The organism is Acinetobacter sp. TUM15071, assembly GCF_008980925.1.
GTDB lineage: Bacteria > Pseudomonadota > Gammaproteobacteria > Pseudomonadales > Moraxellaceae > Acinetobacter > Acinetobacter dispersus.
The window spans coordinates 214142-226699 of sequence record NZ_BKGB01000001.1; the positions used below are offsets into that span (position 1 = coordinate 214142).

Annotated in this window: 10 protein-coding genes; 1 reads left to right on the forward strand and 9 read right to left on the reverse strand. The window is 42.7% G+C overall.

Translation table 11 applies throughout. The features are described 5' to 3' along the window. Positions 1-152 precede the first annotated feature (152 nt). The 6 genes from astE to GBI66_RS01025 form a co-directional block, all read right to left on the reverse strand. Positions 153-1127 carry a succinylglutamate desuccinylase gene (gene astE, locus GBI66_RS01000; RefSeq protein ID WP_151714832.1) on the reverse strand — a complete coding sequence of 325 codons (975 nt, stop codon included), beginning with the start codon at positions 1125-1127 and terminating at the stop codon, positions 153-155. 33 nt (positions 1128-1160) lie between these two features. Further along, a complete protein-coding gene (gene astB / locus GBI66_RS01005; RefSeq protein ID WP_151714833.1) occupies positions 1161-2501 on the reverse strand; it encodes an N-succinylarginine dihydrolase in 1341 nt (446 codons plus the stop codon). A 32-nt stretch (positions 2502-2533) separates the two neighbouring features. Further along, positions 2534-4003 carry a succinylglutamate-semialdehyde dehydrogenase gene (gene astD / locus GBI66_RS01010; RefSeq protein WP_151714834.1) on the reverse strand — a complete coding sequence of 490 codons (1470 nt, stop codon included), beginning with the start codon at positions 4001-4003 and terminating at the stop codon, positions 2534-2536. Continuing rightward, complete coding sequence (gene astA / locus GBI66_RS01015) at positions 4003-5046, reverse strand: arginine N-succinyltransferase (protein ID WP_151714835.1); 1044 nt, start codon at positions 5044-5046, stop codon at positions 4003-4005. The genes astD and astA overlap by 1 nt, the downstream gene beginning before the upstream one ends. 21 nt (positions 5047-5067) lie before the next feature. Next, entirely contained in the window at positions 5068-6273 is a 1206-nt protein-coding gene (locus tag GBI66_RS01020; protein WP_005205143.1) for an aspartate aminotransferase family protein, read from the reverse strand. Positions 6274-6351: 78 nt separating this feature from the next. After that, the gene (locus GBI66_RS01025) at positions 6352-7626 is read right to left on the reverse strand and encodes a Glu/Leu/Phe/Val dehydrogenase (protein ID WP_171494239.1); all 1275 of its coding nucleotides are present in this window, start codon (positions 7624-7626) and stop codon (positions 6352-6354) included. Between the two features lie 225 nt (positions 7627-7851). Between GBI66_RS01025 and GBI66_RS01030 the strand changes: the two genes are divergently transcribed. Further along, entirely contained in the window at positions 7852-8274 is a 423-nt protein-coding gene (locus GBI66_RS01030) for an Lrp/AsnC family transcriptional regulator (RefSeq protein WP_005292597.1), read from the forward strand. A 42-nt stretch (positions 8275-8316) separates the two neighbouring features. Here GBI66_RS01030 and GBI66_RS01035 read toward each other — a convergent pair whose 3' ends face one another. The 3 genes from GBI66_RS01035 to GBI66_RS01045 form a co-directional block, all read right to left on the reverse strand. Further along, positions 8317-10017 carry an NAD-dependent malic enzyme gene (locus GBI66_RS01035; RefSeq protein WP_151714836.1) on the reverse strand — a complete coding sequence of 567 codons (1701 nt, stop codon included), beginning with the start codon at positions 10015-10017 and terminating at the stop codon, positions 8317-8319. Positions 10018-10606: 589 nt separating this feature from the next. Then, on the reverse strand, positions 10607-10993 hold the full coding sequence (locus GBI66_RS01040) for a carboxymuconolactone decarboxylase family protein (RefSeq protein ID WP_151714837.1): 387 nt from the start codon (positions 10991-10993) through the stop codon (positions 10607-10609). Beyond that, on the reverse strand, positions 10990-12447 hold the full coding sequence (locus GBI66_RS01045; protein ID WP_151714838.1) for an NAD-dependent succinate-semialdehyde dehydrogenase: 1458 nt from the start codon (positions 12445-12447) through the stop codon (positions 10990-10992). Before GBI66_RS01045 ends, GBI66_RS01040 begins: the two co-directional genes overlap by 4 nt. Between the last annotated feature and the right edge of the window lie 111 nt (positions 12448-12558).

The following is a 12558-nucleotide window of genomic DNA, read 5'->3' on the forward strand; positions in this document are numbered from 1 at the left end:
TTCTTATGACAACCTGTCCTTGCTGTTTCACTTTCATAAAAACGAATATCTAAACGATATTCTTTGACACGCTTTGTTCTATTGAACATCCATATTCAAACTCCATTTCAACTATTCCTTGCCGACAGTTCAACTGTTAAAACGGCGACTGTTTATTCAATTTCTTTTAAAATCAGTCCAGCCCGAAGCCCTGTTTTTACCTTAGGGTTTGGAAATAAAATCCAGACTTGCTGATCATGCACGACATAATCCCCAGCCTGTTGTGTTGCAATCAACTCGCCTTTCTGAAAAGTAGAAAAGTTTGGTGCGTCAGCACTCAATTTGAGTTGAAAATCTTCACTTTGTTTTAATACTGAATCCACCACCTTAAACTGTCGAATGTCAGATTTCTGTCTGATCGGCAATGCTTGATCTGTAAGGACTGCACGTAGCATCTGGTCGGTACTGGCAAATTCAGCTAAATCATTTTCACCAAATGGCTTAGCCTTGCCTAACTCCAAAGTACTACTCGCGGCATTAAACTTTTCAGCAGTAAAGTGGGTAAAGGTTTTCCCAACTGCATTGTGATAGACCAAAGCATCCAAATCTGCAGCCTTTAAACTTTGGATGAGAAAGTCATCATAAGGCTGTGTTTGATAAGGGAATAAGGCAAACACAGGTAATCGTGATGCACGAATGGCAGTATGTAGATCGTAGTGATAACGCTGTGCATCTACTTCACTATCGGCAAAGAACTGTGCTGTCACTTGCTCTAAGTGAGCAGCCCGTTCCGTTTCCTGATCTTGGGCTAATTGCTGATACGCACCACAGAACATGCGGTTCATATCATTTTCAAGATAACGGACACCGTGACGAATGGCCTCAGGGTTACCGAATACAAAAAGTACCCGTACTGCCAAAGCTAAACGTTCTGCAAATAAATCATTGATGATATTTGCCAACAATTCGATGGGTGCGGTTTCATTGCCATGAATACCTGCAGAAAGCAGCATGGTTTTTCTATAGGCTGTTTTTGGAGTGCATTGCAATAGCCCTTCACCTAGCCATTGCCATGTAAATCCAGCTGTTTCCCCTTGCATTTGCACAGGGACTCGTTGTTCTAAAGTCAACGTTAATAGATCAACCATGTACTTTCATCCTTAAAAGCCGTTGTTTACTGTTTATCGTTGGAAGTGATAAACCGAACCTAAAGCTAAAATTTTAGTTAACTCATCTAGTGCTGTACGGCTCTCGATCAATAAACTTGGATCGGCCAAATCGTCTTGTGTTAACTCATCACGGTAGTGCTGATCGACCCACTGATTCAGTGTTTTGAACAATGCATCATTCATAAACAAGTTTGGATTCACCGCATTCAGTTCCGCTTCATTCACTGCAACACGCAATCTCAAACATGCAGGTCCACCACCATTACGCATACTTTCACGTAGATCAAACACCTTGATATCATCAATTGGCGTACCCATTTGAATCATATCATTCAAGTAACTCCATACCGCCTTGTTGTGACGTGATTCCTCTGGTACCACAATGCTCATGCCGCCATCTGCACGAGTCAAAATCTGGCTGTTGAACAAATAAGTCGAGACCGCATCTTCAACGCTGACGCGATTGTCAGGGACTTCAATCGAGATAAAATCTTGTTCGATCCCCGCCATTTTTTGACGGATTTCATTCAATGCATCAGCTTGATTTAAAAAGGCTTGCTGATGATGGAACAAGACCTGTTGATTACTCACGGCGATGACATCGTTATGGAATACGCCCTGATCAATCACATCTGGATTTTGTTGAATGAACACGGTCCGTTTCGCATCTAAACGATGTAAACGAGCAATTGCCTCACTTGCCTCACGAGTTTGACGCGCAGGGAATTTCTGTGGTGCAACCGTTCCACCCAGTTGTTGCTGACCATAAACAAAAACCTGTACGCCCGCCTGATCATATCCACCACCAAGGCGATTATGATTGGCTGCCCCTTCATCACCAAACAAAGCGGCTTCAGGCAGTGCTTCATGATGCGCGAAATATACATCATTATTGAACATCGCTTGAAGAATACGCGTGGTCGTATGATGCTCAATTGATCGATGGAACTTATTATTTAAGTTTGCCGCAGTAAAATGCATGCGTTTGTCAGCACTGTCTGCCGATGGCGACACCGTACACGAGTTGGCCGTCCACATCGAAGAAGCAGAACTCAACGATGATAATAAGGCTGGTGCAGTGCGCATCGCTTGGGTAATGACATCAATATCACTGCCGGTAAAACCCAAACGGCGCAGCGTTGGTACATGCGGACGCTCTTGTGGGGCGAATACCCCTTGTTTGAGTCCCAAGTCGGCAAGCGCTTTCATTTTCTTTAAGCCTTGTTTTGCAGCCAGCTTAGGATTTGATGCGTTATTACGGTTCTTGGTCGATGCGACATTACCAAATGATAAGCCGGCATAATGGTGCGTTGGACCCACTAAGCCATCAAAATTGATTTCATAGCCTGACATTTTATTCTCCCTGTGTCTCGATACGAGCCGACTTACAGCACAATGCCCGGTGATAATTTTGAAGGTAAAGTAACGCTGTCACTTTCCAGTGAAGCCATAGGCCATGCACTATAGTCTGCTGCATAGAAAGCACTGGCACGATGATTACCCGACGCCCCAACACCGCCAAATGGTGCGGCACTTGAAGCGCCTGTTAATGGTTTATTCCAGTTCACAATACCTGCGCGCGCTTCAATCAGTACACGATCAAATAAATCACGCTCAGGTGAAACCAGACCCACTGCCAAACCAAAGCGAGTGTTATTGGCAATGTTCAAGGCTTCATCGAAACTGTTATAGCGATAAATCGTGGTGAGTGGGCCAAAGTATTCATCATCAGGGATATCGGTCACCTGAGTAACATCTAAAATACCTGCGGTCAGCAATGAACTATCGGCTTGTGGACGCGTCATTTCCAACAAAGGTTTTGCACCTAAAGCAATGAGCTTGCTTTGTGCTGCCAACATCTGTTCTGCAGCATGTGCAGAGATGACACCACCCATAAAGGGTTGCGGTTCAGCATTCCAGCTTCCCACGACTAAGTTCTTCGCGACTTCAACAAAACGTTGAATGAAAGCATCACCATTGGCACCCTGCTTGACAATAATACGGCGTGCACAAGTACAACGTTGCCCTGCGGAAACAAAAGCGGATTGAATCGCTAAATTCACTACAGCATCAATATCGCTGGCTTCATCAATGATCAGGGCATTATTACCACCCATTTCCAAAGCAAGGATTTTTTCAGGAGCACCTGCCATTTGTTTATGCAAGTGGTAACCCGTGTTGGCACTGCCTGTGAACAACAAACCGTCAATTTGTTCAGCTGCTGCGAGTGCTTCACCCGTGCTGCGTCCACCTTGTACGATATTCAGCACACCGTTTGGTAGACCGGCTTGCTGCCATAATTTTGCAGTTTCTTCAGCCGTCCAAGGCGTGAGTTCACTTGGTTTAAACACCACGGTATTACCCGCAATCAATGCAGGCACAATATGACCGTTTGGCAAATGACCTGGGAAGTTATAAGGGCCAAATACAGCCAAAACACCATGTGGACGATGACGTAAAGAAGCTACACCATCTGGCATTTCAGTTTCGCTAAAACCTGTCCGTTGATGATAAGCACGAATCGAAATTGCCACTTTACCAATCATCGATTGTACTTCGGTCAAAGTTTCCCAAAGTGGTTTACTGGTTTCTTTGCTAATCACTTCAGCCAATTGGGTTTTATTCTGTTCTAATAATTCAGCAAAACGTTCAATTGTCGCGATACGGTCTTCTATTGACAAGCGTGCCCAAGCTGGAAATGCCTGACGCGCTGCATCGCAAGCCTGTGCAACATCGGTTGGGCTTGCTTCATGCCCCGCCCAAATTTGCTTATTGCTGACAGGATTGGTTTTTTCGAATGCGGTTCCTTGTCCTTGAACCCAAGCACCATCAATTAATAATGCACCTTGTGACATTAGTTATTCTCCATTTTTTCTAATGCTAAAACACGGACTTGATCGTGTTCAGCAATATTCAGTGCCTGTGCTTGTGCTGCTGTCATATACAAAGTCTCGCTTTCATCGACTTTGTTATTGATCAGCAACACGGCGTAATCTTGGTATTGGTCATTGGCAACCAAAAAATGTGTCTCAGTACTTTCGACTTGCTCAGTGAGTTTGACTTTGAGCAAGCGGCTCTCTTTCACCGCCCGTAACTCAGCAGTATTGGCTTCCAGTGTTGGCCCAGCATCGAAAATATCAACATAACCTTGATATTTAAGCCCTTCTGACATCAACACTTTTGCCGCAGGCAGCGTATGTGGGTGTACTTCTGCAATCACCTCACGTGCCTCTGAGCTCAGCAGATCTACGTAGACTGGAAATCTCGGCATCAACTCTGCAATAAAGGCTTTTTGCCCCACACCACTGAGATAATCTGCGGCAGCAAAATCCATATTGAAGAATAAATAGCCCAAGGAATCCCAAAACGGTGATTGTCCATTGTGATCCGAGAAACCACGCATTTCGGCAATCAATCTTTCTTCAAAAAAAGAGCGAAATGCTGCAATAAACAGAAAACGAACTTTGGATAAAAATTTGCCGTTTTGGTTTTTGCGATATTCAGGATCAAGAAACAAAGTGCAGAGTTCGCTACAACCAGTATGGTCATTACTTAAAAACAAGGTATCTAAAGTTTTATAAACATTTAAAGCTTTAGAGGCATGTACCTGTTTGGCTACACGGAAGTTATAAAACGGCTCATTCAACCCAACCGCAACTTCAATTGCACTCACACCCACAATTTTGTGAATGCTGGTGTCTTCCAATACAAATAGATAACTTGCCTCGCACTTTTCGGATAAGCCGTCTAAAGTGCGAGTGGTACGTGTAATACGTTCAGCCAAGATGTCTTTATTTTGTGGTAAGGAAGTCAGGCCAATGCCAGACTCCCCCGCTCGTTGCGCTAAACGATAAATATCATCTAAGTCCCGATGCGCTGCATGTCGAACAATCATCATGGGCAGATGCTCTCGGCAGACTTAGAGGCGTGCTAATGCACGAACAAAACGGCTTAGACCTTCATCAATATCGTGTTGAGGAATGATCAATGAAGGGGTAAAGCGCACTACATCTGCACCCGCTACTAAGGCCAATAGCCCTTCTTCACCCGCTAAGGTCACGATATTTTTCGCTTTGCCAGCATGTTCATCTTTCAATACACAACCGATTAACAAACCTTGACCACGGATTTCTTTGAACAATCCATACTCAGCATTGATTTTGTTTAAGGCATCGATGAAATATTGATGACGCTGTTTTACGCCGTCCAGAACTTCTGGTGTATTAATAAATTCAAACACCGCGCCAGCAACCGCACAAGCCAATGGGTTACCACCATAAGTGGTCCCGTGATCACCGACTGCATACATGTTGGCATAATGATCTGTAGTGATCATTGCACCAATCGGGAAACCACCACCCAATGCTTTTGCAGTGGTCAAAATGTCAGGCGTTACGCCTGTATTCATATAGGCATACAAAGAACCTGTACGACCGACACCCGTTTGTACTTCATCAAAAATCAGCACGGCACCTTTTTCATCACACAGTGCACGCAAGCCTTTTAAGAATTCGATATCTGCTGGCAGAACACCACCTTCACCTTGAATCGGCTCAACAATCACGGCACAAGTATTTTCAGTGATCGCTGCTTTTGCTGCTTCAAGATCGTTAAATGCAGTGTGTTCGATGCCACCCGGTAATGGTGCAAAGTCTTGAGAATATTTTGGCTGACCACCCGCCGTTACGGTAAATAAAGTACGACCGTGGAAGGCATTTTTAAATGCAACAATCTGGTTCTTGTTTGCATTACCACTGAGCAAACCGACTTTACGCGCCAGTTTTAATGCTGCTTCGTTGGCTTCTGCACCCGAGTTACAGAAAAATACTTTGTCTGCAAAGGTGCTATCCACCAATTGTTTCGCAAGGCGTAATACAGGCTCGTTGGTATAACCATTCCCAATGTGCCAAAGTTTTTGCGCTTGTTCAGTTAAGGCTTTTACTGCAACAGGATGTGCATGACCCAAGGCATTTACCGCGATACCACCAGCAAAATCAATATATTCTTTATCGTTTTGATCCCAAAGACGTGACCCTTCGCCACGCACTAAAATGAAATTTGCTGGGGCAAAAACGGGAACCATCCAATCATTAAAATTGCTACGTGTAATTGCGACTTCGCTCATTTTATTTACTCACTTCCTGTTTAATCTTCAGGCTTGTTAAATGCTCAACAAGCCCTTCACTATAATTTTATAAATGACTTAACCTGGGAAAATACCGCGTTCTTTACGCGCTTTCAGAATACGTTCACATGCCAAAATATAAGCTGCGGTACGTAAGCTACATTCCTTCTGTGCTGCAGTGTTCCAAACATCAGCAATCGCTTGGATCATCAATTTATCAAGACGTTCATTGATTTCATCCTCGGTCCAGAAGTAACTCGCCATATCTTGAACCCATTCAAAATAACTAACAGTTACACCACCCGCGTTACAGATCACGTCAGGGACAACGGTAATGTCGCGACTGACAAATACATCATCTGCTTCTGGATAGGTTGGGCCGTTCGCGCCTTCAAGTACGATTTTCGCTTTCAATTTTTGTGCACGTTCAACCGTAATCTGACCTTCCAATGCCGCAGGAATGAGAATGTCCATATCAACCGTCCAGAATTCTTCGTCTGAGATCACAGTTGAATCAACAAAGCCCATCACGCCGCCTGTTTCAACGACATGCTTTTGCAGTGCTTTAACATCCAAGCCTTCTGCATTGAAAATGGTACCGGTATGGTCTTGTACAGCAACGATTTTTGCGCCTGCATGACTAAACAAATAAGCCGCTTCATTACCCACATTACCAAAGCCCTGCACAGCAACTTTGCTGCCCTCAATCGGTAATTTAATGCGCTCAGCAACCTGCATACCCGTTACGAATACACCGCGGCCTGTTGCACGAACACGACCCAATGAACCGCCTAGATGTACAGGTTTACCTGTGACCACACCTGTTACGGTATGACCTTTGATACTTGAATAGGTATCCATCATCCAGCCCATAATATTGGCATTGGTGCCGACATCTGGCGCAGGAATATCAATTTGAGGACCAATGATTGGACTGATTTCACTGGTGAAACGACGAGTTAAACGCTCTAATTCACGCGGTGAAAGTTCTTTCGGATTCACACGGATACCACCTTTGGCACCACCGAACGGTAGGTTCAGCACTGCAGTTTTAATGGTCATCCATGCAGATAAAGCCATGACTTCATTCAGTTCAACATCTTGGTGATAGCGGATACCGCCTTTACCTGGACCGCGTGATAAATTGTGCTGTACACGGTAACCTTCAAAATGGCGAATTGAACCATCGTCCATCACGATTGGAACATCAACGATAAGCGTACGCTTTGGGGTTTTCAGTGTGTTGACAAAGTTACTGAGGTCCGCATCCAAATAAGGTGCCACTCGATCTACTTGAGTGAGAAAAGTTTGCCAAGCACTGCCATTTTGAGCCGCATATGATAAAGACATCATCTATTCCTTAATTAATCAATTGTCCCTGTTATTCACAGATTCCCTTTGTTTAAGGGCGTCCTACCCCCATCCTCCCTGATGTGCATCGAGCTTCTTTAGTGCCGAAGTGAAAATGCTTGGGGTGTTGTATTGTTATTATTATTAAGAATCAATTTGATTCACAAAATTCGTTATAATGATTAAAATGAATTAATTTTTATCAATTTGCTAATAGAAAGAATCAAAATGAACAATATCGATCATATTATATTAGGCTTACTCAAAGACAATGCACGGATGTCTATTACCGACTTGGCAGCAAAAACGCGGGTTTCTCGTGCCACAGTACAGAAAAGAATTGAATATATGGAATCCACTGGAGTGATCACAGGTTATACCGTGCGATTTCGCCCAAATGCTGAAAAGAATATCATTCGGGCATGGATGAATATTATGGTGGAGGGTACGCGAGCACAGGCTGTAATTCGGGAATTACGCTTAGAATCAGCAGTTGAACGACTGCATACCACCAATGGCAAATGGGATATTCTGGTCGAATTGCAATCTGATAGTTTGGAAAATTTTGATAAAGCGCTAGAGCGAATCCGAAATATTTCAGGGATTTACAATAGTGAAACCAGTATTTTGCTCTCTACCTATAAGACCTAAAAAAAGGGCCTCTAGCTAGAGGCCCTTTTTAAATGAAATGGCTTAATAACTAACACGGCGATAGTTACGATACTCTGGTGTCCAGAAATTATCTTCAATCGCTTGTTTCAACACATCATTACTCAATGGAACAGCCAAGCCGTCGGCCATTGCTGCTTTTGCCACTTTAAAAGCAATGAATTTAGACACTTGTTGAATATCATTGATATTTGGCAATAAATCCGCTGCGGCATTTTTCAAACGTGGTGAACAGTCTGCCAAAGCTGTACTTGCAGCCATTAACATCGAGTCACTGATATGGGTTGCACCACATGCAATCACACCTAAGCCAATCCCAGGGAAAATATAGGAATTATTGCACTGCGCAATGCTATACACCTTGCCTTGGAAATAAACTGGTGCAAAAGGACTACCAGTCGCTACAATTGCAGCACCTTGCGTCCATTCAATAATATCTTTTGGTTGTGCTTCAACTTGTGAAGTCGGGTTCGACAACGGCAATACAATCGGATGCTTATAATACTTAGCGAGCGTTTTAATCACGTCTTCACTAAATAAACCTGCCTGTCCAGATACCCCAATCAAGATGCTCGGTTTCGCATTTTTCACAACATCTAATAAAGCAACATTCTCACCTGTATATTCCCAAGTGCTAATTGCATTGACTGGTGTAGCAAGTTTTTGCTGGAAATCGAGTAAATTTGGTTGTTGATCGGTCATCAAGCCGAAACGATCCACCATAAAGATGCGTGAACGCGCTTCATGGTCACTCAAACCTTCATCCATCATCTGTCTAACGATCTGTTCAGCAATACCACAACCCGCAGAACCCGCACCAACAAAAGTAACCGTTTGATCTTTTAGCTGTTTGCCTTGCGCACGTGATGCCGCAATCAATGTAGCAACAGTCACTGCTGCTGTGCCTTGAATATCATCATTAAAACAGCAAATTTTATCGCGGTACTGAGTCAATAATGGCATGGCATTGGTTTGCGCAAAATCTTCAAATTGAATCAGCACATCTGGCCAACGCTGACGCACTGCCTTAATAATTTGCTCAACAAATTCATAATATTGCTCACCACGGATACGCGGCTGTTTCCAACCCATATAAATTGGATCATCAAGCAATTCTTGGTTATTGGTACCAACATCAATAGTGATCGGTAAAGTATAGGCAGGACTAATACCACCACAGGCGGTATAGAGCGACAATTTACCAATTGGAATCCCCATGCCACCAATGCCCTGATCGCCAAGGCCTAAGATACGTTCACCGTCAGTGATCACAATTACTTTCACGTTTTTCTTGTTAACGTTATGGATAATTTGATCGATGTATTGACGCTCTGGATAAGAAATAAAGATACCACGGTGACGGCGGTAGATATCCGAAAAGCGCTGACAAGCCTCACCAACTGTTGGGGTATAAATGATCGGCAGCATTTCATCCAAATGCTGACCCAATAAGTTATAGAACAGTGTTTCATTGGTGTCTTGAATATTTCGCAAATAAATATGCTTATTCAAGTCGTTGTCGAATGAAAGATACTGCTGATACGAGCGCTGAGTCTGCTCTTCAATATTCTCGATATTGTACGGAACTAGACCATGCAAGTTAAAATTCTCTCTTTCTTCTTCAGAAAAAGCAGAGCCTTTATTTAACAGAGGTAGTTCTAAAAGAGCGTTTCCAGCATAGTGAATATATAAAGGTTTTTTGATTTTACTAGGGTTCACAGACATACTTTACTCTTTAGACTCTCTCTCAAATGTACAAAAAATTTATTTGCTGAAATTCTTTTGAAAAGAACTTTGGCATGGACAATAATTTACACCAAACGAGGTCAGAAACCGAATAATCTAGTTACATGTAAAGTGAATCATTATTTAGAAAATAAATAGTAGTCCCTTTTTTAGATCATTTTTCGTTCTAAACTGCAACATTTTGAATTATTTTTGCACCAACATCGCTTTAGAATTGTAGTGATATCGTTTTACAAGCTTTGCAATAGACATTTATCTTAAATAAGGAGTAGCTACGTCAAGGTATACCAATCTATTTTAAGCAGTGAAGATTTACTTTTTTAAAATCGCATGATGCCCGATCATCTGAATTTAGTTTTCAAATCGTTGTTCTTCTTATCCTTCACTACACCACGACTAAACCCTTTAAAACCCACAATATGGGACAATTTTGCCCTATCTCTTGCAAATGATCGCCAGTTTTATATGATCTAAGTGAAAGCATTGCTCACCCTATAACGCTCCTTGTTTGACCATGAGCAATGCCTTCATTCATCTGGATCTAAGATCTTCGCAATCAACAGAAAACCTAATTATTTTCCTGTTCATATTCTTGAATCGCTTCTTTTGCAATACGGAAACTATCAACCGCAGCTGGCACACCACAGTAAATTGCAACCTGTAACAGTACTTCACGGATTTTTTCATTTGGCACACCATTCCGTAATGCGCCTTTGACATGAAGTTTAAGTTCATGCGGACGATTGAGCGCTGAAATCATAGCCAAATTGATCATGCTGCGTTCTGGTTTACTTAATTCCTCACGCCCCCAGATAGCTCCCCAACAATATTCTGTGACTAACTCTTGTAAGGGTAAGTTAAAGTCATCCGCATTATTGATTGAATTATTGACATAGCTTTCACCAAGTACCTGTTTACGGATTGCTAAACCTTTTTCAAATTTTTCATTGCTCATGGATTCAATCCTCCAAATAAGGTGTATTTTATTTCAAGATAATCTTCGATACCGTATTTTGATCCTTCACGGCCTAAACCTGAATGTTTAATCCCGCCAAAAGGAGCAACTTCATTGGAAATTAAACCTTTATTGATCCCCACCATGCCATATTCCAGTTGTTCACTCATACGCCATGCCCGCCCCAAATCTTTGGTATAACAATAAGCTGCTAGACCAAATTCAGTCGCATTCGCCATCTCGATGGCATGCTGTTCAGTTTCGAATTTAAAAATAGCGGCTAAAGGTCCAAAGGTTTCCTGGGTGGCAACATCCATTTCAGTGGTTGCATCGGCAATAATGGTCGGTTCATAAAACAGCTCCCCTACCTGATGACGCTTGCCGCCCGTAATTAAGCGCCCGTTTTTTGCCAAAGCATCGGCAACATGAGCTTCAACTTTTTTCACTGCATTGCTATTAATTAAAGGACCAATCTCATTTCCAGCTACGAGTCCATTACCAATGGCAAAAGCATTCACTTTGTCAGTTAATGCCGTAATGAAGCGTTCATAAATACCTTCCTGAACCAGAAACCGATTGACACAAACACAGGTTTGCCCAGCGTTGCGATATTTGGCAATCAATGCACCCTCAATCGCAGCATCTAAATCTGCATCATCAAAGACTATAAACGGTGCATTACCGCCTAACTCGAGAGAGACTTTCTTCAAAGTCTGAGCTGAACGCTGGTAAAGCAATTTCCCTACAGGTGTTGATCCCGTGAAAGTGAATTTGCGTACATCATCACTCTCAAAAATTGCATCACCTATGCTCACGGCATCTCCAGTGATGACACTAAAAATTTCTGCAGGAATGCCTGCTTGAACAGCAAGATCAACCAAAGCTAAAGCCGTAAAAGGAGTTTCTGGTGCAGGTTTGACAATACAAGGACATCCTGCTGCCAAAGCTGGTGCGACTTTACGGGTAATCATAGCTGCTGGAAAGTTCCATGGCGTAATGGCTGCAATCACACCAATCGGCTGCTTACTGACAATAATTCGTGCATCCGGATACGGACTTGGAATGGTATCACCATAAACTCGCTTTGCTTCTTCCGCAAACCATTCCACAAAACTGGCTGCATAGAGAAGCTCCCCTTTGGCTTCTGCTAAAGGTTTACCTTGCTCGCTGGTTAAAATAAATGCCAGCTCATCCGCATGGGCAACAATCAGATCAAACCATTTTTTTAGAATGCTTGAACGATCTTTGGCCGTTTTATTTTTCCATACTGCCCAATGGCTTACAGCAGCCTGAATCGCCCGATTCGCTTCAGCTTTGCCCATATTCGGCACAGTACCAATCATTTCTTGTGTCGCAGGATTATAAATATCTGATGTTTGCTGATCATCAGCATCACACCATTGTCCAGCAATAAAAGCCTGTTGGCGGAATAATTGCATTTCTTGAAGTTGCATACGCGTTATCCTGTATAGGCGTTGGAATGATTGAACAGATCATTAAAAATCTGAAAAACCATTCTTTATTGTATTATGGCATACCAAATAAATCTTGAAAAAAATTTTCGG